The organism is Intestinirhabdus alba (assembly GCF_009711095.1).
GTDB lineage: Bacteria > Pseudomonadota > Gammaproteobacteria > Enterobacterales > Enterobacteriaceae > Intestinirhabdus > Intestinirhabdus alba.
The window spans coordinates 22,745-43,551 of the sequence record NZ_WMJZ01000008.1 but is presented as its reverse complement, the minus strand read 5'-3'; the positions used below and the strand labels follow the sequence as shown (position 1 = coordinate 43,551).

At 57.3% G+C, this 20,807-nt stretch carries 19 protein-coding genes; 11 read left to right on the top strand and 8 right to left on the bottom strand.

Going from position 1 to position 20,807, the window contains the following annotated elements:
- Positions 1–2 precede the first annotated feature (2 nt).
- The 6 genes from fliI to GJV78_RS07750 are packed head-to-tail and all read right to left on the bottom strand — an operon-like array spanning position 3 to position 6,189.
- Positions 3–1,322 (bottom strand): flagellar protein export ATPase FliI, encoded by a 1,320-nt coding sequence (gene fliI, locus GJV78_RS07775; protein ID WP_155107787.1) that lies wholly within the window; start codon positions 1,320–1,322, stop codon positions 3–5.
- A complete protein-coding gene (gene fliH, locus GJV78_RS07770; RefSeq protein ID WP_155107786.1) occupies positions 1,309–2,067 on the bottom strand; it encodes a flagellar assembly protein FliH in 759 nt (252 codons plus the stop codon). The genes fliI and fliH overlap by 14 nt, the downstream gene beginning before the upstream one ends.
- Before the next feature lie 3 nt (positions 2,068–2,070).
- Positions 2,071–3,105: a flagellar motor switch protein FliG gene (locus tag GJV78_RS07765; RefSeq protein ID WP_155107785.1), complete on the bottom strand. Its 1,035-nt coding sequence runs from the start codon at positions 3,103–3,105 to the stop codon at positions 2,071–2,073.
- Positions 3,077–4,759, bottom strand: a complete 1,683-nt coding sequence (fliF, locus tag GJV78_RS07760) for a flagellar basal-body MS-ring/collar protein FliF (RefSeq protein ID WP_167519439.1) — start codon at positions 4,757–4,759, stop codon at positions 3,077–3,079. Before fliF ends, GJV78_RS07765 begins: the two co-directional genes overlap by 29 nt.
- Positions 4,760–4,769: 10 nt before the next feature.
- Complete coding sequence (gene fliE / locus GJV78_RS07755) at positions 4,770–5,138, bottom strand: flagellar hook-basal body complex protein FliE (protein ID WP_155107784.1); 369 nt, start codon at positions 5,136–5,138, stop codon at positions 4,770–4,772.
- A 19-nt stretch (positions 5,139–5,157) separates the two neighbouring features.
- A complete protein-coding gene (locus GJV78_RS07750) occupies positions 5,158–6,189 on the bottom strand; it encodes a sigma-54 interaction domain-containing protein (protein ID WP_155107783.1) in 1,032 nt (343 codons plus the stop codon).
- A 622-nt stretch (positions 6,190–6,811) separates the two neighbouring features.
- Between GJV78_RS07750 and GJV78_RS07745 the strand changes: the two genes are divergently transcribed.
- From GJV78_RS07745 to GJV78_RS07715, 7 genes are read left to right on the top strand one after another with little or no spacing between them, the layout of a single operon-like run.
- Positions 6,812–7,585 carry a FliM/FliN family flagellar motor switch protein gene (locus GJV78_RS07745; RefSeq protein ID WP_230979093.1) on the top strand — a complete coding sequence of 258 codons (774 nt, stop codon included), beginning with the start codon at positions 6,812–6,814 and terminating at the stop codon, positions 7,583–7,585.
- Positions 7,578–7,976, top strand: coding sequence for a flagellar motor switch protein FliN (fliN, locus tag GJV78_RS07740; RefSeq protein WP_155107781.1), 399 nt, complete (start codon positions 7,578–7,580; stop codon positions 7,974–7,976). Before GJV78_RS07745 ends, fliN begins: the two co-directional genes overlap by 8 nt.
- A complete protein-coding gene (gene fliP / locus GJV78_RS07735) occupies positions 7,973–8,725 on the top strand; it encodes a flagellar type III secretion system pore protein FliP (protein ID WP_155107780.1) in 753 nt (250 codons plus the stop codon). The genes fliN and fliP overlap by 4 nt, the downstream gene beginning before the upstream one ends.
- Before the next feature lie 2 nt (positions 8,726–8,727).
- A complete protein-coding gene (gene fliQ / locus GJV78_RS07730; protein ID WP_167519438.1) occupies positions 8,728–9,000 on the top strand; it encodes a flagellar biosynthesis protein FliQ in 273 nt (90 codons plus the stop codon).
- A gap of 6 nt (positions 9,001–9,006) precedes the next feature.
- Positions 9,007–9,780, top strand: a complete 774-nt coding sequence (gene fliR, locus GJV78_RS07725) for a flagellar biosynthetic protein FliR (protein ID WP_155107779.1) — start codon at positions 9,007–9,009, stop codon at positions 9,778–9,780.
- Positions 9,777–10,913 (top strand): flagellar biosynthesis protein FlhB, encoded by a 1,137-nt coding sequence (flhB, locus tag GJV78_RS07720; RefSeq protein WP_167519454.1) that lies wholly within the window; start codon positions 9,777–9,779, stop codon positions 10,911–10,913. The genes fliR and flhB overlap by 4 nt, the downstream gene beginning before the upstream one ends.
- Positions 10,900–12,996, top strand: coding sequence for a flagellar biosynthesis protein FlhA (locus GJV78_RS07715; RefSeq protein ID WP_155107777.1), 2,097 nt, complete (start codon positions 10,900–10,902; stop codon positions 12,994–12,996). Before flhB ends, GJV78_RS07715 begins: the two co-directional genes overlap by 14 nt.
- Positions 12,997–13,016: 20 nt before the next feature.
- Here the strand turns inward: GJV78_RS07715 and GJV78_RS07710 are convergent, their stop codons facing one another.
- The gene (locus GJV78_RS07710; RefSeq protein ID WP_155107776.1) at positions 13,017–14,006 is read right to left on the bottom strand and encodes a lysozyme inhibitor LprI family protein; all 990 of its coding nucleotides are present in this window, start codon (positions 14,004–14,006) and stop codon (positions 13,017–13,019) included.
- A 382-nt stretch (positions 14,007–14,388) separates the two neighbouring features.
- Between GJV78_RS07710 and GJV78_RS07705 the strand changes: the two genes are divergently transcribed.
- The 4 genes from GJV78_RS07705 to GJV78_RS07690 all read left to right on the top strand — a co-directional run bounded on the left by GJV78_RS07705 (position 14,389) and on the right by GJV78_RS07690 (position 20,530).
- Complete coding sequence (locus tag GJV78_RS07705; protein WP_209439237.1) at positions 14,389–15,246, top strand: hypothetical protein; 858 nt, start codon at positions 14,389–14,391, stop codon at positions 15,244–15,246.
- Between the two features lie 782 nt (positions 15,247–16,028).
- Entirely contained in the window at positions 16,029–17,276 is a 1,248-nt protein-coding gene (locus tag GJV78_RS07700; RefSeq protein ID WP_155107775.1) for a methyltransferase domain-containing protein, read from the top strand.
- A 239-nt stretch (positions 17,277–17,515) separates the two neighbouring features.
- Positions 17,516–19,495: a glycosyltransferase family 9 protein gene (locus GJV78_RS23560; RefSeq protein WP_167519437.1), complete on the top strand. Its 1,980-nt coding sequence runs from the start codon at positions 17,516–17,518 to the stop codon at positions 19,493–19,495.
- A gap of 219 nt (positions 19,496–19,714) precedes the next feature.
- Positions 19,715–20,530, top strand: coding sequence for a DUF726 domain-containing protein (locus GJV78_RS07690; protein ID WP_167519436.1), 816 nt, complete (start codon positions 19,715–19,717; stop codon positions 20,528–20,530).
- A gap of 143 nt (positions 20,531–20,673) precedes the next feature.
- Here GJV78_RS07690 and mgtU read toward each other — a convergent pair whose 3' ends face one another.
- Complete coding sequence (gene mgtU / locus GJV78_RS24115; protein ID WP_407929046.1) at positions 20,674–20,760, bottom strand: magnesium transporter protection protein MgtU; 87 nt, start codon at positions 20,758–20,760, stop codon at positions 20,674–20,676.
- Between the last annotated feature and the right edge of the window lie 47 nt (positions 20,761–20,807).

The window sequence follows — 20,807 nt, the reverse complement described above, 5'->3', positions numbered from 1 at the left end:
CGTTACCCTGCCTGCGCCAGCACGCACAAATCGCCGATGGTTGGCTCCAGCGGCGCGGCGTCCTGGACTTCCTGTTGTAAGAACTGGTTGATGGCCGGCGAGAGGCGCACCGCTTTATCCGCCAGCGGATCGGCACCGGCGACGTAGCCTCCCAGCGGGATCAGCGGCTTAATGCTCTGGTATTCGGCGTAGAGCTGCTTCAGGGCGCGGGCGGCCAGCTGATGCTCGCGGCCGGTCACCTGGCTCATACAGCGGCTGATGGACTGGCCGATATCAATGGCCGGGTAGTGCCCGGCTTCGGCCAGCTGGCGCGAGAGCACGATATGGCCGTCGAGCACCGCGCGGGCGCAGTCGACGATCGGGTCCTGCTGATCGTCCCCTTCCGCCAGCACCGTATAAATGGCGGTCATCGATCCTTCGCTTTCGCTGTTGCCGGCGCTCTCCACCAGCCGCGGGATCATGCCAAAGGCCGAGGGCGGGTAGCCCTTGGTGGCCGGCGGCTCGCCCAGAGACAGCGCGATCTCGCGCTGCGCCATGGCATAGCGCGTCAGGGAGTCCACCAGCAGCAGCACGTCTTTGCCCTTGTCACGATAGTAGCTGGCGATGGAGTGGCACAGCTCGGTGGCTTTAATGCGCATCAGCGGCGACTCATCGGCCGGCGCGGCGACGATAACCGACTTGGCCAGCCCTTCGGCCTGCAGGGCATTATCAATAAACTCTTTTACTTCCCGGCCGCGCTCGCCAATCAGCCCCACCACCACCACTTCCGCCTGGGTGTAGCGGGTGATCATGCCGAGCAGCACGCTTTTGCCGACGCCGCTGCCCGCCATCAGCCCGACGCGCTGCCCCTTGCCGATGGTCAGCAGGCCGTTGATGGCGCGGACGCCAACGTCCAGCGGCGCGTGAACCGGCCGCCGCTTCAGCGGATGTACCTGCGGCAGCTGCGGCGACAGCAGGGTCTCGCCCCCGAGCTTGCCCTTATCGTCAAGGGGTTCGCCGAGGCCGTTCACCACCCGCCCCAGCCAGCGATCGCCGATGGCGATGCCTTCGGCTTTGCCGGCGGGAAATACCCGCGCCCCGGCAATCAGCCCGGAGGGGTGCTTAAAGGGCATCAGCCAGGTGACGTCGCGATCGAAGCCGACCACCTGCGCGTCCATCAGCGCCCCGTCGGCGTTCTCGATATGGCACATCTGCCCCACCGCCAGCCGACAGCCGACGCACTCCAGCAGAATGCCGTTGACCCTGACCAGACGTCCGGCGACCCGCGCCAGATCGATCTGCTCAATGGAGCGCAGCGCCTCCTCAAAATCAAGGCTGCTCATGGGTCGCTTCCGGCAGCAGGCTGTTTTTCAGTACCTCCACGCACTGGTCGAGGCGGTGCTGACAGCCGACGTCCATTTCGGCGGTGTCGGTAACCACCCGGCACTCTCCCGGCTCCAGGGCGGGATCGGCCACCAGCCCCCACTCGCGCGCTTTCTCCGGCTCCGCCTCGCTGATGCGCATAAACTCTTCGCCGTTAAGGTGCACCCGCACCTGCTCCGGCGGGTGCGGCAGGCTGGTCAGCGCCTCTTCGACCAGCGCCAGCAGCTGCGTCGGATGCAGCGCCAGCTCGCAGCGGATCACCTGGCGGGTCACTTTTTCCACCAGCTGCAGCAGCTCCTCGCGGCGGCGCTGCTCGTAGCTCTCCAGGTAGCGCTGCACCTCTGCGGTCAGACGCTCAAACGGGGCGGCGGCGTCGAGAAACTGCTGGCGGGCCTGCTGTTTGCCCTCGGCCAGCCCTTTGCGCACGCCCTCATCAAACCCGAGCCGGACGCCCTCCTGATAGCCCTCTTCCCGGCCGTCCTCCATGCCCTGGGCGAACCCGCGGTTCATCCCCTCCTGAAAGCCCTCTTTGACCTGCAGCTGGTAGTCGGCAGGCTCCAGGGCGGCGGGCGCGGCCTCGCCGTCGGCCTGCGCGCCGCCGGCCTGCCGGTTGCGCAACGGCGGGAAGCGGTACAGGCGCGGCCTGACCACCGCCTGACGACTGCTGGTCAGCGCCTCCAGCGGGACGCTGCGTTTTTTGAACATGCTTTACTCCACCGTCTGCTCGGCAAACAGCTGCACCTGGATCTCGCCCTCTTCGGCCAGCTGGCGCACCACCTGCATAATCTCTTTCCGCACCTGCTCAATGCGCCGGAGCGGCACCGGTCCCAGGCGGTTGGTGGTACTTTGCAGCAGCGTGACCTGACGCTTGGGCATCACGTTAAAGATGGCCTGGCGCAGCACCGGCTCCGTCCCCTTCAGGGCCACCGCCCACTCTTCGATCGGGATCTCCTCCATCAGGCGCTGCAGCGTCGCCGGGGTCTGGCGGCTGAGAATGAAGAATTCGTACATCTCATCCTTCAGATCCTCAACCACCTTCGCATCGCGCTCGCGCAGCTGATCCAGCAGCTGCTGCTGGTTGCCGGGAATGCGGTTGACGATGTTGGCCGCGTGCTTCAGGCCGACCACCTTCGAGCCGTGTTCAGAGAGCACCGCCACGCCGCGATCGATCAGCCGGTCCAGCTCGTCGATCACGTCGCGGTTGATATCGTCCAACCGCGCCACGCGATAGATAATTTCATCCTGCCGCTCCTGGGGCAGAACGCTGAGCACGCTGGCGGCGATATCCGGCGGCAGGAAGGCGAGAAACACCGCCTGCAGCTGAAGGTGTTCCTGCTCGATCAGCGCCGCCAGCTGCGGGGTATCCACCCACTGCAGGCGCGCCATGCGGTAGCGGATCTCCTCACCGTAGATCCCGTTGATCACGCTGCGGGCGATCTCGCTGCCCAGCGCCTTTTCCAGGATGCTGCGCAGGTAGGTGCGCGAGGCCCCGTTGATCCCGCTCTGCTCGCGGTAATCGGAGAAAAAATTATTCATCGCCTGGCGCGCCTGATGCACCTTCACATCGTGAAGCCGCGCCATCGTCTCACTCAACAACACCACCTCTTCGCGGTTCAGCTTCTGCATCACCTGCGCGGCGGCCTCCTCGCCAACGCTCATCAACAGGATCGCCGCCTGTTCCAGACGGCTGCGCCCGGAGGAGGATTGTTGTTGATCATTCCTGTTTGCTGTTGCTTCGGTCATTGCTGTTGATCCATTGTTTCAGTACCTCTGCCACACGTTCGGTTTCGCTTTTGGCCAGCAGCTGGAGAAACTCGACTTTGGTCTCCAGGCCGGAGCTTTGCGGCGGCAGCAGCTCTTCATTATTGTTGAACGCCGCTTTCGACAGCCCGACAAACTCTTCATCGCTCACCTTCTGGTCGTTGTCCGGTTCCTCCAGCGCTTTCTTCGCGGTTTCGCCGTCGGGGGTGACCGGCTCCCGGCGACTAAAGCGCTGCGCCAGCGGACGCAGGCCGAACAGCAGCGCCAGCAGGGCCAGCAGCCCGATGCCGCCGTTCTGTCCCCAGTACTGGATGGCGGGGTCCTGCCACCACTTCAGCTCCGGTATCACCTCGCTTTCCGGGGCGGTGAAGGTCAGCACGTCCAGGGTCAGGGCGTCGCCGCGGTTTTTCTCAATGCCCGCCGCGCTCTCCACCAGCCGGGTGATGGTGGCCAGCTGTTCCGGCGTAACCTTTTCCAGCGCCGGAGCGGCCTGGTTGAGCACCACCGCCACGCTCATTTTTTCCAGCTTATAGCCCGGATGGCGGATATGGCGGATATCGCGATCGAACGCATATTTGCGCTGCTGCTGGCTGCGGCTGGAGAGCGAGCGCGGGTTGGTGTCGTTGGCGGCGTTTGCCGCGGGCGGGTTGCCCGCCGCCTGGTCCGCCGCGGCCTGCGGGGCCTGGTTGACCGGGCGGTTGCTCAGGGAGCCGGGAATGCCGAACGCCATCTCGTTGGTGGTGTTCTCTTCGCTCAACTGCTCGTCGCTGACCCGCGGCTCTTTGCCCAGCCGCTCCTGAGTCTCCTCCACGCGGCTGAGATCCACGGTCGGGGCGACGCTGATACGAAAGTTGCCCGCCCCGACCAGCGAGGTCAGCAGGGTGGCGATATTCTGCCGGGTGTCTTCGCGAATGCGCTGCATGACCTCTTCGCCCATGCGCTTGCCCGCCGTGCCGCCGTCAGGGCCGGTGACGCCTTCCGACAGCAGGTTGCCGCTCTGATCGACCACCCGCACCGACTCAGGCTGCATCCCCGGCACGCTTCCCGCCACCAGCTGTACGATGGAGGCCACCTGCTGCTCGTCCAGCTTTTTGCCGTAGCGCAGCTGCACCATCACCGACGCGCTGCTGGAGGGTTTGTTGGTCAGCACAAAGGAGCTGGACTCATTTAGCCCCAGGTGCACGCGCGCGTTTTCCACCGGGTCCAGCGCCATAATGCTTTTCGCCAGCTCCCCTTCCATGCTGCGCTTATAGCGGACATTCTGGATAAACTGGCTGCTGCCCAGCAGCTCGTCTTTATCCATCAGCTCGTAGCCGTCCGGCGTGAGGGCGCTGATACCTTTCGCCGCCAGCGCCATTCGCGCCCTGGGCAGCGTGGTTTCGCTCACCAGAATCTGCCCGTTCTCCGGGTTAATGCGGTAGGCGATATTTTCCGCCCCCAGCACCTCGACCACCTGGGCGACCGGCAGATGCTCCCGGGAGCCGTAGAGCGCGACATAGCCCTGGTTGCGATACCACAGCGACAGAACGATCGCCGCCGCCAGCGCGACGCCGCCCGCGATAACCAGGATTTTAGGCTTGTTCAGGGCAGACGGTACTGACAGGGAGGGGAAACGACTTTTAATCTTAGTTAGCACAGAAAAAACCTTAGAGCGGAATATTCATGACTTCGTCCAGCGCCGTGGTGAGCTTGTTGCGCACCTGCATCATGGCCGAAAAAGCCACGCTGGCCTTTTGGCTTTCGATCATCGCACCGGTTAAATCGTCGCTCAGGCCCATATCGATGGCCTGCTGCCGGGCGCTGGCGCTGTGCTGAACGGCGTCGACGTGATTAATGGCCTCGTTCAGCACGCCGGAAAAGGAAACCGGTTCGCTGATGCCGAACAGATCGTTGGCGGGCGCGATGGTGGGGGCGGCCTCAACCGATCCGGCCGAAGCCAGCGCGGCGGTCTGCTGCATTCTTCCCAGCAGCTCGTGGCGCGTAACGTTAATGCCTGCGGCGGTAATTTTATCCATTCTTCACTTCCTCATGGCCTCAGGAATAACATTCAATATCAATGCCTTCGTCGCGCATGGAGGCGAGACGATAGCGCAGGGCGCGCGGCGTGATGCCGAGGAACGCCGCTGTTTTGGACTTATTCCCTTTATGGCGCTTAAGCAGCTCCATGATGTACTGGTACTCCGCCAGGCGGCCGTGCAGCTTGACGTCGCGGATCGAGCGGCTGTCCGCCGCCTGCTCGCGGTAGGCGGGCATCATGTCGATAACCTGTGCCTCCGGCTGGGCCGCGCGCTGGCCAAGGCCAAAGTCGGCGGCGTCAATCACTTCGCCGTTGCATAAAATCATCCCGCGCTGGATCACGTTCTCCAGCTCCCGGACGTTGCCCGGCCAGTCGTATCTGAGCAGCGCCGCGCGCGCGTCGTCGCTCAGGCGCAGCTCGCCCTTGTGAAAGGCGCGGTATTTAGCGATAAAGCGCTGGGCCAGCGGCAGGATATCCTGTCGACGCTCGCGCAGCGGCGTGATATGAATAGGCACCACCGAAATACGGTAGTAGAGATCCTGACGAAAACGCCCTTCGGCAATTTCCTGCTGCAGGTCTTTATTGGTTGAGGCGATCAGGCGAATATCCAGCGGAATACGCTTATGGCTGCCGAGGCGCTCAACTTCCTGCTCCTGTAATACCCGCAGTAGTTTCGCCTGCAGCGCCAGCGGCATATCGCCAATTTCATCCAGCAGCAGCGTTCCGCCGTTGGCCTGTTCAAATTTACCCGCCACGCCCGCTACCGCGCCGGTAAAGGCACCTTTTTCATAGCCGAATAAAATAGCTTCCAGCATACTTTCCGGAATAGCGGCGCAGTTAACCCCAACGTAGGGCGCATCGCTGCCGCTGGCATTCTCATGAATGTATTTAGCAATACATTCTTTACCTGTTCCCGTTTCGCCTGTAATCAGTACCGATACATTATACTTAGCAACGCGACGCGCCAGCGACATGACGCTAACGCTGGCTGGAGAAACGGCGACAAAGCCGTTCTCATTACGATCTTCGCATTCAATGATAATACTCATTTAGGTATACCAACAGAAAAAGACAAATTAAGAAATATGCTTTTCAATAATTATCAAGAGCACCCTTAAGAAAGTACGCAAATCCTTTTTGTTAATAAATACCCGGCAGATGTTAATAAAAACGGGGAGTTTTTTTAACTTTTGACTAAGGTAAATTCCCTGAAGTTCGGGCAGTATACGCAGGGATTAAGAATTGTCTTGTTTTTAATGGGTATTAAAATATTAATCCATATAAATCAATGAATTAACAAACACAGGAATAAGAAAAATCCTGGATAAATAATGGATTAATAACCCATCAATACTTGCAATAGCATACTTAAGATTGTCTAATCTACCCCCTGATGGAACCGGTGGGAAGTTCGCCAGTGAAACCTCTCCCATGACAGGTAAGAGCGACACAACGTTTTTAAAACTCAAATACCTCCAGGGATTTTTTTACGGTTCAATCTGCACACCACCAGAAAGTGGCGTTATTTTTCACCTGATCTTTTGGTAACCCGGAATAATCATGAACCCTGCATCACAGCGAGCAAGAATTCATCAGCGAAAGGATTTATCTTCTCTGGTAAAGCTCGACACCCGTAAACTCGGTCGTCCGTGGCACAAGTTACCAAAGTTGATGAATGACAGTTTTGACATTCTTGATGCGCGTCTGAGCATTTATTTTCTGAAAAAACTTCGCGTTAACGCCGCGCTGAAGTCGATGACCTTCGCCATCGACCAACAATATAAGAATGCGCAGGTGTTTTCGACGCCCTATGGTAATGTCGCGTTTGTTATCGACCGTATTTTATTACTCAACATCCTCCATGATTTTTACGGCTTAAGTAAAGACAGCAACCACGTTGCGCCGGATGAATCTCTGCGCGTGACCAAAACAGAAGAGCGTCTGAAGAGTAAACTGGGGCAGGAGCTGACCCAGCTGGTGATTTGCAAAGAAACCTTTGGCGAGAACCTGGAAATTAAGGTCGACTACTCTGCGGTAATTAGCCACTGGTCCTGGTGCATTACCTTTACCCTCGCCGGGTACGACCACGGCTCCTTTACGATTCTGCTTGACCATCATCACGTCGATCGGATGCTGGCGATTCTCCGCTCGCCGGACGGCTCCGGCAACCGCGTCGCCAAAAGCGCGCAGCTAAGCCCTGTGCAGATAGAACGACTGTTTGAAAGTCTGCCGCTAAAGCTGACCGGGCGTCTGGCCAGCCTGAACCTGACCGTCGCCCAGATCGCCGACATTAAGCCTGGCGATATTATCCCTATCGGAATTAACGAACCTTTACCGGTATTTATCGGCAAAGAACAGATTTTTGAGGCTGCTATCGTCGAAGATCGTAGCAAACTGTTTTTGTGCGATATCCATGATAAGACAACCGAGAAGCAATATGAGTGATTTGCAACACGAGCTGAGCCAGACCCTTGACCTTGACGACCTGAACCTGAGCGACATGCCGCAGGAGGAGACCGTTGAAGGCAATATTCGCCTCGATTTACAGCCGGAAACCGCGAACGCCGCGCTGACCGACCTGCGCAAAATGGCGCTGTTCAGCCGCATTCCGGTGACCCTGACCCTTGAGGTCGCCTCGGTGAATATCTCTCTGGCCGAACTGATGTCGGTCAACGGCGATTCGGTGATTGAACTGGACAAGATGGCGGGCGAGCCGCTGGATATTAAGGTCAACGGCATTCAGTTCGGCAAAGCGGAAGTGGTGGTGCTTAACGATAAGTACGGCCTGCGCATCATTGAGTTCAACGCCAAAGAGCTGGGTGAGCTGACGCGATGAAGCGCGGGTTTAATCGGGGCGGCATCGCCCTGCTGCTGCTGGGGCTGGCCCTTGCGTCGCCGGCGCTGGCCGCAGGCGGCGACGTCACGCTGTTCAGCACCGCCGCCAACGGCGCGGGCCAGGACTACAACGTTAAGATTGAAATCCTGATCCTGATGACCCTGCTCGGCCTGCTGCCGATCATGGTGCTGATGATGACCTGCTTCACCCGCTTTATTATCGTGCTGGCTATTCTGCGCCAGGCCCTGGGCCTGCAGCAAAGCCCGCCCAATAAAATCCTCACCGGGATCGCCCTGGCGCTGACGCTGCTGGTGATGCGCCCGGTGTGGACCACCATCTACGCCGACGCCGTCGAGCCGTTTCAGCGGGATGAGATCACCCTGAAGCAGGCGCTGGCGAAGGCGGAAGTGCCGCTGAAAAAATATATGCTGGCCCAGACCAACAATAAGGCGATGGCGCAGATGATGAGCATCGCCGGCATCAAAGGCGACGCGCGCGAGCAGGATCTGACCATTATCACCCCGGCCTATCTGTTGAGCGAGCTGAAAACCGCCTTCCAGATCGGCTTTATGATCTACATTCCCTTCCTGGTCATTGACCTGATCGTCGCCAGTATCCTGATGGCGATGGGGATGATGATGCTGTCGCCGCTGATCGTCTCGCTGCCCTTTAAGCTGATGCTGTTCGTGCTGTGCGACGGCTGGACGCTGATCGTCGGTACGCTCACCTCCAGCGTTCAGGGCCTGTAGCGATGATGAACATGGACACCGCGGGCGACATTATGGCGACCGGCATCCATCTGGTGCTGCTGATCTCCGCCGTTGCCATCGTTCCCAGCCTGATCGTCGGGCTGTGCGTCAGTATTTTTCAGGCCACCACCCAGATTAACGAACAGACGCTGAGCTTTCTGCCGCGCCTGGTGGTCACCCTCGGCGTGCTGATCTTCGCCGGCAAGTGGATGTTGACGCAGCTGGTGGATTTTACCATCCAGATCTTTCACCAGGCGGCGGCGCTGGTAGGGTAAACCACGATGGGAATCGACGTTCAGACGCTGTTCACGCCGCTGCTGGCCCTGATGCTGCCCTTCTTTCGCATCCTCGCCTTTTTGCACTTTGCGCCGGTGCTCGACAACCGGGCCTTTTCCCGGCGCATCAAGGTGGCCGTCGCGCTGGCCCTGGCGGTGATCATTACCCCGATGCTGCCCAACGACGTGACGCCGGAAGGGCTACTTTCCATGCGCACCATTCTGCTGATCGGCGAGCAGCTGCTGTGGGGATTTCTCTTCGGCATGGCGCTGCAGCTGGTGTTCGTGACCCTGCAAACCGCCGGGCACATCCTGTCGATGAACATGGGGCTGGGGATGGCGATGATGAACGATCCGGTTAACGGCAGCTCCACGACGGTGATCGCGCAGATTATCTATGTGTTCTGCGCCCTGCTGTTCTTCATTATGGACGGCCACCTGCTGCTGGTCACCATTCTCTATAAGGGCTTCAGCTACTGGCCCATCGGCCAGGCGATCAACCATCCGACGCTGCTGCTGATCGTGCAGGGGCTGGGCTGGATCATGGCTTCCGCCACGCTTATCGCCCTGCCCACCACCTTTGTGATGCTGATCGTGCAGGGCGGCTTCGGGCTGCTGAACCGCGTATCGCCAACGCTGAACCTGTTTTCGCTGGGCTTTCCCATCAGTATGCTGTTTGGCCTGCTCTGTATCTCGATGATGATGACCAATATTCCGGATCACTATCTCAACCTGACCAATGACGTGCTGGCGAAACTTGACGCCATAAGGGTGCGCTGATGTCCTCCAGCGGCGATAAAAGCGAAAAACCCACCCCCGGCAAACTGCGCAAGGCGCAGGAAAAAGGCGACATCCCGCGCTCGAAGGATCTGACCATGGCGGCGGGGCTGGTGGCCTCCTTTTTCACCCTCGGCACCTTCCTGCCCTATTATCAGCAGCTGATCCGCGAGTCGTTTGCCGCGGTCGGCGAGTTTGCCGGCCGCCCCGACGATCCCACCGCCCTGAGCCAGTTTATGCTGCTGAATCTCTGGGTGCTGCTGCGCTTTATCGCCACCCTGGTGCCGGTACCGCTGTGCTGCGTTGTCGCCAGCCTGGTGCCGGGCGGCTGGATTTTCGCGCCGGTTAAGCTGAAGCCGGATTTTAAAAAACTCAGCCCCATCAGCGGCGTCAAGCGGATGTTCTCCGCCAGCCACTATACGGAGGTGGGCAAGATGCTGCTCAAGTGCGGCATTATTCTCGCCGCGCTGTATATGCTGGTACAGGATGCGATGCACGACCTGCTGCACCTGCAGCAGATGCATCTGCGCCAGGCCATCGTCCAGGGGTTCGCCATTTTTCGCCACGTCTTCATCTACTTTATCAGCGTGATCGTGATTTTCGCCCTGCTGGACGTGCCCCTGAGCAAGTTCCTGTTTACCAAAAAGATGCGCATGACCAAACAGGAGGTCAAAGAGGAGCATAAGAACAACGATGGCAACCCGCAGATTAAGGGGCGCATCCGCCAGCTGCAGCGGCAGATGGCTATGGGGCAGATCGCCCGCACCGTGCCGACGGCGGACGTGATCATCACTAACCCGACCCACTACGCCGTGGCGCTGAAATACGATCCCCAGCGCGCCGAAGCGCCTTATATCGTGGCCAAAGGGGTCGACGACGTGGCGCTCTGGATCCGCGAAGTGGGTGCCAGACACAGCGTTGAAGTGGTGGAGTTTCCGCCCCTGGCGCGGGCGGTCTACTACACCACCCGCGTCAATCAGCAGATCCCGGCAAAGCTTTTTCGCGCTATCGCCCACGTGCTGACCTACGTCGTGCAGCTCAAATCCTGGCGCGAAGGCAATGTCCAACACCAACCCCGCCTGAACAGGCAGATCAACATTCCTCAAGAGGTACTGAAGGCCAATGGCGAACAGTAAATTACGCAACGCGCTGGCCGTGCTCCGACAGGGGCAGATCGGCGTGCCTATTCTGCTTCTCTGCGTGCTGGCAATGGTTATTCTGCCGCTGTCGCCGCTGATGCTGGATATTCTGTTTACCTTTAACATCGTGCTGGCGGTCATCGTACTGCTGGTCTCGGTCAATATGCAGCGTCCGCTGGACTTTGCCATTTTCCCGACCCTGCTGTTGATCACCACGCTGATGCGTCTGACGCTGAACGTCGCCTCCACCCGCGTGGTGCTGCTGAACGGCCATGAGGGCGAAGGCGCGGCGGGTAAGGTTATTGAAGCCTTTGGCCAGGTGGTGATTGGCGGCGACTTCGTCGTCGGCTTCGTGGTGTTTGTGATCCTGATGATCATTAACTTCGTGGTGGTCACCAAGGGGGCGGAGCGTATTTCGGAGGTCTCCGCGCGCTTTACCCTGGACGCCCTGCCGGGTAAGCAGATGGCCATCGACGCGGACCTGAACGCCGGGCTGATTAACCAGCAGCAGGCGCGCAGGCGTCGTCAGGAGGTGTCAAAGGAGGCGGACTTCTACGGCGCGATGGACGGGGCCTCGAAGTTTGTCCGCGGCGACGCCATCGCCGGGATCATGGTGCTGATCATCAACGTGATCGGCGGTATCTGTATCGGTATCTTTAAGTACGATCTCGACGCCGGCCACGCCTTCCGCCAGTACGTGCTGCTGACCATCGGCGACGGCCTGGTCGCCCAGATCCCTTCGCTGCTGCTGGCCACCGCCGCGGCGATCATCGTCACCCGCGTCAGCGAAGGCAACGACGTCAGCGATGAGATTAAGACCCAGCTGCTCTCCCGGCCGAAGGTGCTCTATACCGCCGCCTTCGTGATGTTTATTCTCGCCGTCGTGCCGGGAATGCCGCACATCGCCTTTCTCAGCTTCACCGCCCTGCTGCTGTTCGCGGCCTGGCGTCAGAGCAAGGCGGTGCAGCCGGCCAAGGACGAGACGGATATGGAGGCCCTCAGCGAGGCCCTGACCCCGGAAGCGACGCCCGCCATCTCCTGGGACAGCATTCCGCTGGTGGAGCCTATCGGCCTGAACCTCGGCTATAAGCTGGTCACCCTGGTGGATGAGGCGAAGGGCAGCCCGCTGTCGCAGCGTATTCGCGGCGTCCGGCAGGTGATCTCCGAGCTGTGCGGGGTGCTGCTACCGGAGATCCGCATCCGGGAGAACTTCCGCCTGAAGCCGGCGCAATACGCGATTCATATCAACGGGATCCGTACCGCGCTCGGCGAGGTGCAGGCCGATAAGCTGATGGCGATCCCCGGCACCGAGCTGTACGGCGAAATCAACGGCATTCTGGATACGGACCCCGCCTACGGCATGGCCATCGTCTGGATCGATCCGGAGCAGAAGGCGAAGGCGCTGAATCTCGGCTATCAGGTGGTGGACTGCGCCAGCGTGGTGGCGACCCACGTCAATAAGGTCGCCCGCGCCTGCCTGCCGGAGCTGTTCAATTACGACGATATCACCCATCTGCACGCCCGGCTGGCGCAGCAGGCTCCAAAGCTGGCGGAGGATCTCAACGCCGCCTTTAGCTATACCCTGCTGCTGCGCGTGTACCGCCAGCTGCTGCTGGAGCAGGTTTCGCTGAAGGATATCGTGACCATCGCCTCGACCCTGCTGGAGAGCGTCGCGGTGACGAAAGATCCCATCCTGCTGGCCTCCGACGTGCGCTATGCCCTGCGCCGCGCCATCGTCCACGCCATCAACGGCGATCGTAAACAGCTGGCGGCTTACACCATCGACAGCCAGCTGGAGAATATGCTGCTGGGGGCGCTCAACCAGGCGCAGCAGGCCGGAAAGGTGGCGCTGGACAGCTTCCCCGTCGACCCGAATATTTTGACCCAGCTGCAGACCACCATGCCGGTGATCTACGAGCAGATGAAGGCGAAGGGGCTGCCGCCGCTGCTGCTGGTCACCCCGCAGCTGCGTCCGGTGATTGCCCGCTATGGCCGACTGTTCGCCAGCGGGCTGCATATTCTCTCTTATAACGAAGTGCCGGACGACGCGGACCTGAACATTGTCGGGACGCTGGCCTGATGAGGGAAAGGCGCGGCGGGTTATTTATCCAGATAAGAGAGCTTCCAGCTGGCAAGCGTTCGCGGCATTTTCCTGACGTCGTTGCCGCGCGTGCTGAAGTAGTACAAATGCGGCTTTCCGGCGACGTCGGTCTCTACCCTCGCCGCCCAGATATCGCTGGGGGTATACATAATAATCGCCGTGTGGCGGTTGGCAGCGCCGCGCACCCACATCGAGACCACCGTCGCGCCGATATTGTCGAGGTCGTCCCGATAGATGTAAACATTAGCGGTATCGACAAACTTCTGGTAGTCCCCCCCTACCAGCGCGCGAAAACGCGCGTCCATGCCGGGATCGGCGAAGATCCCCAGCGAGTGCAGCGTCGGCTTCGGGCGGGGATCGTGTTCAGAACGGACGTAGCGCCCGTCGATAAACGCCCCGGTGGGCATGGAGAGGCGACACCCCCAGTCGGCGTTGCTGTAAACCTGAATCGCCCCGTCTTTACGCGGGATGAATAACAGCTTGCAGTTGCTGGTATCGACAATGCGTTCGACCAGCGCCATGCCGTACAGCTTGCGCGCCTCGGCGGTAAATTCATCTCTGTTCAGCCCCGACCAGATACGCATATCCGTGGTCACCGACCACTCCGCGCTGCGGCTAAACTGGATGGTTCCGCCGCTGAGGTTGGCCACGCTGGTGTTCCACCACAGCCCCTCCCAGTCAAAGTCGGGCGCGACGTCGGAAATGGCGCTGATGCCCTGGTAATAGGCCAGCTCGATACAGCTGTCGGAGGTACAGCGCCGCAGGGATTGTTCCCATTCGTGATATTTTTTGGCGAGCTGGGGGGTGGGATTGTCGGTCAGCATGGCGTGATAGATCACCGTCATGGTGCTGTCCAGCCAGTGGAGATTGTCATTATTGCAGATGGTATTCTCTAAAGGCATAGAGGCGCGCTGGCAGTTAACCGCCCAGGCGCTGGTAGCGAACAGTGATACAAGTAGTATCAGACAGTTAATCAGGCGACCCATCATGATGAATAATCATTAACCAATACAGGGGCTTATTTTGTCTAAATTCTGATTTTTTTGCAATGGAACATAAGAATTTACTTATTTTATAAACAGTGGCACACGGCGACCGGAGCGTAAACGAGGTTGTCCTGACGGACGTTCAAAACCCGATGCGGCCGCAGGAGCGGGACAGCCGCCTGAAGTCGACGCGCCGGAGAGAGATTTTCCCGGAGGGGATTAGCCCGGCGGGAGCGGCCTGAGGCTTATCCCGGCCCCGACATGGCCACCTTACGCCAGCGGATAAAATTTTATTTAAGTTATTCTCTCGCGGTGTCGCTTTAGCCGTCAGGAACCCTGTCCCTACCATGCCGGCCCGCAAGACCGACTATTTCAGAGAAAAAAGATGACCGATACCGCCAACACCCATGCCCTGCAATCCGACCTCGAAATTGTACGCAATCTTACCTGGGCCAACGCCCAGTCCCTAAGCGAAGCTCACGATCTGTTGCTTGAACAGGCCGCCATTAGCCGACGCAAAGCGTCCGCCAATCCGCTGGCCCGCTACGGCCAGAAGGCGTTCTCACAAAACGACGAGGATGGCATTACCCTTGAGATCCTCCGTCGCCTGGGCCTGACGCAGGGCACTTACGCAGAGTATGGCGTGGGCAACGGGCTGGAAAATAACACCCTTATCTTAGCCAGCCTGGGCTGGAAAGGGTTCTGGGTCGGCGGCGAAAGCTTAGCGTTTGACGTGAGTCAGGCCCGGAGACTGCGCTACCTTCGCGACTGGATCACCCTCGAAAACCTCTATCATCTGACGCTTCAGGGCCTGCAGTACCTTCAGGTCGCCACCCCGGACGTTGTCTCGCTCGACCTCGACGGCAATGACTACCACTTCGTTGAGGCGCTGCTGCGGGAGTCCGTGCTGCCCTCGCTCTTTATCGTGGAGTACAACGCGAAATTTATTCCTCCGACCCGCTTTGTCATGCCCTATAACGCCACGCATCAGTGGGACGGCAGCGATTATTACGGGGCCTCGTTAACCGCCTTTGTCGAGCTTTTCAAGGAATTCGGCTACCGGCTGGTGTGCTGCAACGCCCAGACCGGCTCCAACGCCTTCTTTGTTAAAGAGGAGGCCGCCGGGCTGTTCGCGGACGTGCCGCAGAACATTATGGATATCTACGTTGAACCCCGTTTTTATCTATACAGAAAGTATGGCCACCCGGTTTCCCCACAGACGGTAGCGGCGCTGGTGCAGTAACCCGCACCGCTATTCTGCAAGCGCCGACGGCCCGTCGGCGCATTTCTGACGTTTTGTTGGCCTGGCCGGCTGAAATTATTCAGTACGCTAAAATGCAATTATACCCGTCATACTTCAAGTTGCATGTGCGTTGGCTTTATTCGGCCCTGGGGCCTCACCCTGAAGGGCCGCCGCCAGCGGCGTTCAAATCGGCTAAGCCGATTTGTCCTCGCTCACCCCAGTCACTTACTCCAGTAAGCTCCTGGGGATTAATGAGAGACATCCCTGTCTCTCACCAGAGGCAGCCTGCGGCTGTTCAAATTCGTTCCTGACGAATTTGTCACTGCGTCGCCGCGTGATTCGGCCTGATGGCCTCACCCCTTCGGGGCCAGCCCCGGGGCTGTTCAAAACGCGCTGCGTTTTGTCCTGCAACTCGAATTATTTAGGGTATATAAAAAAATAAAAAGCGACATCTTAGCCGCCAAACTTAAACGCCGGGGATAAAAAAATTATTTTTTATTCGCCTCGCACACTCCTTACCAACAATGATTGACGCTGGCCCGCCGCCGTTAATATTATTATTGCAAAAAGCTAACAAAGGCTGTTATTTAAATATTATTAATTCACACAACGCTGGGTCCTTAAAAATAAAAGCTATGTTTTTCAAAAGCTTAAGTCATTAACAATTGAGCACTTTGCGCAAAATCATTCTGCGCCGTCGTCGTCTGGAAACTTATAGCTACCGCTTTACAGCTGTGATAACATTAATTTTAACGCAGTATTAAATATCGAAGGAAATATAAATGGGGAATGTGGTACGCTTTCCGATAAATGTATTAGTCAGTGATTATGGCGTGACGCATTTTATCGAAACCGGTTACGGTAAAGGGGTCTCCTGTAAGGCCGCTGTCGCTTATGGTTTTACCAAAGCACTGTCGTGTGAAATATATCCTGCCCTGCATCAGAAGGCGTTGCAAAACGATAAAATCAGCGTCGCGTTATCCGACAGCATTGATTTCCTCAATTCCGCCGAGATTACCTCTACCCTGGCGGAGAAACGCTGCCTGATTTTCCTCGATGCGCACTATCCAGGTGCCGATTTTCACTATGAAGACTATAAAAGCAGCAAATGGGATAAAGAGATAAAGCTACCGCTTCTTGAAGAGCTGGCCCTGCTGCAGGGGAGATGCGATAACAGCGTCGTCATTATTGACGATTGCCGTATCTATCTTGATGAACTGGAGGTCTATGACGGGCCGATGGGCGAGATCGCGGAAAACGATTTTGCCAACAAGCAGAAATTTATCGAACTTCTGCAGGGTTTTAACGCCACGCACGATGTCTATCTGCTGCCTCACGATACCGGCTACGCGGTTCTCTGGCCAAAGCGCTGGGGAGATAACGTTCTGGTGCCGTACATTCTGCCCGGCGATCCGACGGCCAAATTCAAACTTAGCGCCGGCGTAACGGGCACAACCTCCATGTCCATCAATCGCCGCCTGCAGGACGCCCGCTTCACCAGCCGCTGGTTAACCGGATACGGCCTTGATATTGGCGGTGGCAATGACAGCATCGGTATTTATCAGTCTCTCTTCCCGCTGATCAAAGCCGTTACGCTTTACGATCTGCCCCAGGGCGACGCGCAGTATCTGTATAACGTCCCCGATAACGCCTTTGATTTTGTCTATTCCGCGCACTGCCTTGAGCATATGGTGGATCCTGAGGTGGCGCTGAACAGCTGGTTCCGGGTGCTGAAAAAGAATGGCTATATGATCCTGACGATCCCGGATGAAGATATGTACGAGCAGGGCGTCTGGCCATCCACCTTCAATTATGACCATAAGCACACCTTCACTATTTTCAAAAGAGAGAGCTGGTCTCCGGTATCCATCAACGTTCTTGAGCTGCTCCGGAAGATCGACGGTGCCTTTGAAATACAGAAGATTGAGCTGTTGAACCAGAGCTATTTAACCAACGTCTCTCGCGTTGACCAGACGAGAACGCCCTATGCCGAAAGCGGCATTGAGATCGTGATTAAAAAGGTCGGCTAACCACGTCAACGAGCACTCCCTGCACGATTCGGGCCGCATAACGGATTTCGCTTCAACGATGCGCCACCGCCCCGGTGGCGTTTCAGCGCGGAAAGCCGCCGTTTCCCGCCCGGCAAGCAGAGTAAAGAAGCAGCTAACAAAGGCATTTCATGTATAACTTAACTATCTATATCAACGGAGAAAGTTCTTACAATATTTACCATTTCGCGGATGCCCTGATAAACCGCAGGGAAAATGACGTGTCGCTCTTTTTTATAAAAAATAAGCAGCTCAACCTGCCGCACCGTGAAAACGTGATGATTTTCGACTTCCCTGAAACTATTACGGCGGAGTGGCTTGCTACCGTTTATCATTTTGCGCGAAAAATAAATGCCGCTTCCGTGCGGATATTTTCCGCCGTCCAGTATGGGGAAACCATTAACTTCCCGCTGATCGCCGCTTTCCGCCAGGACAGGCTCAACGGCCTGTCGCTGTCGCTCTGCCTGTTTGAAAGCAGCTTCAACGATATTATTAGCCGCCAGCAGTATAACGCCCTGCTTAATGAGGGTCTGCCGTGGCGGGCGTATGGCAAAAATTTTCAGCAAAAGCTGCTTACCGACAGCGGCGAGTGGGATGAGGTCTATAATTACCTGTTTAACCAGCTGGTTCCCACCCAGTACTATTTTTATGACTTTTATAAAAACGATAATCCTGAATTCTCCTCAGCGTCGCATTATCGCTATCTGAGCGACTTTCACCATACGCTCGACCGGGAAGCGGTGAACCGTCTTCTCTCTCTGCTGGGGGCGGGCGTCAGCATGATTGACACCCTCCGGGAGGTTTGTGAACAGAAAAAAACGCTGTTTTTTGTCGATGACGGCACCGATCATCCGTTAGGAGAGTCCGGTAAAGACGCCTGTCTGGCCAGGGAGATTCAGAATAAGGGCTTTGAGTTCGTCTTTTTACTGAACTATAAAGGCGCGGTGGAAAACCTGTGCCCCAGCGGCGTTAATATTCTTCGCCTGCCCGAAGCCATGACCCTGGAAGTATTAACCCTTGCCGGAATAACGCCCGGAGAGGTGTATGGCCTGTGCTCGCAGGCGATCTTCGCGGCGAAAAAAGAGAATATTAAGGCGCTCTTTTTTCATGAGGATTGCGGGCAGGAGAGCAACAAAAAGCTCTGCCAGTATCTTGACGCAAACCGCTATGGCGATATTCCGCGCCTGTTTATTAATGAAACCCAGCGGCGGTTAGAGCAGGGCTATACTCCCGGCCAAATCTTTTTGCTCGCCGATTCGATGGGAGACGTCCTTTTTGCCGCGGGCGCGCTGAACGCGCTGAGAGAGACGCTTCCCGGCCCGTTTATCTGTATTGTTCCGCAAATTTATCATGGGTTGCTCTCTTTATGCCCGTGGGTTGATGAGATCTGGCCGTCTGAGAGCGTCAGCAAAGAGCAGCATGAGGAAATTTATATTGCCCGACAGCTGGGAAATTTCCACCTGCCGAGCGCCGTCAGACATATCGTTGACGAAAAACACCAGATTGACTCTTTCGTCGAGTTTACGGGCCAGCGGAAAGCCAGCCCTGCCCGTAAAGAGATCGTGCTCTCTCTGGACCAGGTGGATAAGACAAAAGTCGATGCCTTTCTTAAAGAGAATAACCTGACCGGCAGGGTGGTGCTTATCCATCCCAATAGCGGCGTTGCCAACCGCACCTGGCCCGCGGCGGCGTGGGAAGCGCTGATTGAGCGATTCCTGGACGACGGCTGGTCGGTGGTGCTGATTGGCAGCAACAACAACTTTTATTCGCATAAAAAAACCGTCGAAATTAACAATAGCCGGGTGTTTAACGCCATCGATAAATTCACCATGAGCGAAACGGTGTATCTGATGACCAGGACAACCCTGCTGGTGGCCAGCGATTCCGGCCCCGTCGCGCTGGCGGCGGCGACCGATATCGCGATTTGCGCGCTCTATTCGGTGGTGCCCGGAGAGTACCGCCTGCCCTACCGGCACGGGGTTCCCGGCTGGAACGCTCTGGCGGTGAATCAAACCTGCCAGTACCGCCACTGCGCCAAAAGCTTCACCCTCGGCTCAGGGATGAATTTTGACGTCTGGTGTCCCAACAATAAAACGTACGCCTGCGTCAGAAACTATCAACCCGATGATTTTTATCGCGAGATAACCCAGTTCCTGGCCTCGAGTCGCTTTATTAACCCGTCGGCGTCCGGGGCTGCCTGAACGGCCGCGCCAGATCAACGCCGCGCTCCCCGGCAGACGCGCTCCCTGTCGCTGAACAGCGCATCCATAGCGACCATCGCAGCGGGATAAAGCGAACAGGGCGGCCACCCGCAGGGGGCAGGATAGTTAACGACCGCCCCCGTTAACCTCATGTTAATTAATAAATTAATTCATTTTTATAGCGCGTCTTTTTATAATATCCGCAAAAAAGGACGCCCTATGAAAATTTTTAAGCATGTTTATACCTCTGCGTTGGGTAAAAGCCGCGACTGTGCGACTGAAATCATCACCCTGAATGAGCATCTTGACGGAATACCCGTCGTTATCGCCCCGGGTTTTCTCACCGAAAGACAGGATGACTGGCTTAATTACATTGCGGAACGCATTAATGCTCCCTTAATTTATGTCAAGTGGCGTTCTTCTTCTGTTTTAAAGCTCTCCGTAAGCGCGCTGTCAACGCTGCTGACCCCTTCCTCTCTCCCCCGCGCCGCAATGCTGTCGACCGCGCTGCTGCCGGGCCTTAACGCATTACGCATGGCATACTTTGGGGCCGCTATGTTTTCAGCCTGGAGCAGCGCGGCTAAAGAGGCGACGCTGGCCGGTAAAGACCTGGCAAAAGTGCTTAATGACATCTGGGATGATGACGACAAGGCTATTTTTATCGGCCACTCTCTCGGCGTAAGGGTGATAACAGAAGCGATGCGCACGCTCAATTCTGATAATGTGCTCACCTCTATTTCCATTGCCGGAGCCATTAATAAAGAACAGTACGATGAGCGAATTTCACAAATAAAATCCGCCCGCGACATTATCCATACCAACATTTTTAGCGATAATGACAGGATCCTAAAGTGGCTTTACCGAATTGGGGAACTTAACGTCAAAAAGCTTCCCGTCGGGCTGGTCGATTCAGATTTAGCCAACGTTAAAAACATCAAAACCCATATCGGCCATACGGAGTACCACGCCGATGAATCTTTCGGCAAATTAATCGTGAGATTACATAATAGTGCCCTGGAACTGGCGACGGCATAATCAGTCTGCCGGCCCCCGGGGCATTGCCGCCTTGCTCCGCTCACCGTTGCATAACCGTGAACGGGGCAAGGGGGCCGGGAGCGGCGATAACGTTTTCCCCGGCAGGAATGAAAACAGGCGGCGACCGCCTTTTTGGCACTCTGCTACCTTATCAGAATGGTCAGCAGAATCACGATCGTCACGATTATCACCGCCTGTAAAAAGACCTTATCCAGTCCTGGTCTTCGCATACGTCACCTCATCAGATAATGGTTGGTTGGCCGGCAGGTCGATCGGC

Bases quoted from the DNA above. Each gene is read 5' to 3' on its own strand.
- fliI (WP_155107787.1), bottom strand. From the start codon at position 1,322: ATGAGCAGCCTTGATTTTGAGGAGGCGCTGCGCTCCATTGAGCAGATC.
- fliH (WP_155107786.1), bottom strand. From the start codon at position 2,067: ATGTTCAAAAAACGCAGCGTCCCGCTGGAGGCGCTGACCAGCAGTCGT.
- GJV78_RS07765 (WP_155107785.1), bottom strand. From the start codon at position 3,105: ATGACCGAAGCAACAGCAAACAGGAATGATCAACAACAATCCTCCTCC.
- fliE (WP_155107784.1), bottom strand. From the start codon at position 5,138: ATGGATAAAATTACCGCCGCAGGCATTAACGTTACGCGCCACGAGCTG.
- GJV78_RS07750 (WP_155107783.1), bottom strand. From the start codon at position 6,189: ATGAGTATTATCATTGAATGCGAAGATCGTAATGAGAACGGCTTTGTC.
- GJV78_RS07745 (WP_230979093.1), top strand. From the start codon at position 6,812: ATGAATGACAGTTTTGACATTCTTGATGCGCGTCTGAGCATTTATTTT.
- fliN (WP_155107781.1), top strand. From the start codon at position 7,578: ATGAGTGATTTGCAACACGAGCTGAGCCAGACCCTTGACCTTGACGAC.
- fliP (WP_155107780.1), top strand. From the start codon at position 7,973: ATGAAGCGCGGGTTTAATCGGGGCGGCATCGCCCTGCTGCTGCTGGGG.
- fliQ (WP_167519438.1), top strand. From the start codon at position 8,728: ATGATGAACATGGACACCGCGGGCGACATTATGGCGACCGGCATCCAT.
- fliR (WP_155107779.1), top strand. From the start codon at position 9,007: ATGGGAATCGACGTTCAGACGCTGTTCACGCCGCTGCTGGCCCTGATG.
- GJV78_RS07715 (WP_155107777.1), top strand. From the start codon at position 10,900: ATGGCGAACAGTAAATTACGCAACGCGCTGGCCGTGCTCCGACAGGGG.
- GJV78_RS07710 (WP_155107776.1), bottom strand. From the start codon at position 14,006: ATGATGGGTCGCCTGATTAACTGTCTGATACTACTTGTATCACTGTTC.
- GJV78_RS07705 (WP_209439237.1), top strand. From the start codon at position 14,389: ATGACCGATACCGCCAACACCCATGCCCTGCAATCCGACCTCGAAATT.
- GJV78_RS07700 (WP_155107775.1), top strand. From the start codon at position 16,029: ATGGGGAATGTGGTACGCTTTCCGATAAATGTATTAGTCAGTGATTAT.
- GJV78_RS07690 (WP_167519436.1), top strand. From the start codon at position 19,715: ATGAAAATTTTTAAGCATGTTTATACCTCTGCGTTGGGTAAAAGCCGC.
- mgtU (WP_407929046.1), bottom strand. From the start codon at position 20,760: ATGCGAAGACCAGGACTGGATAAGGTCTTTTTACAGGCGGTGATAATC.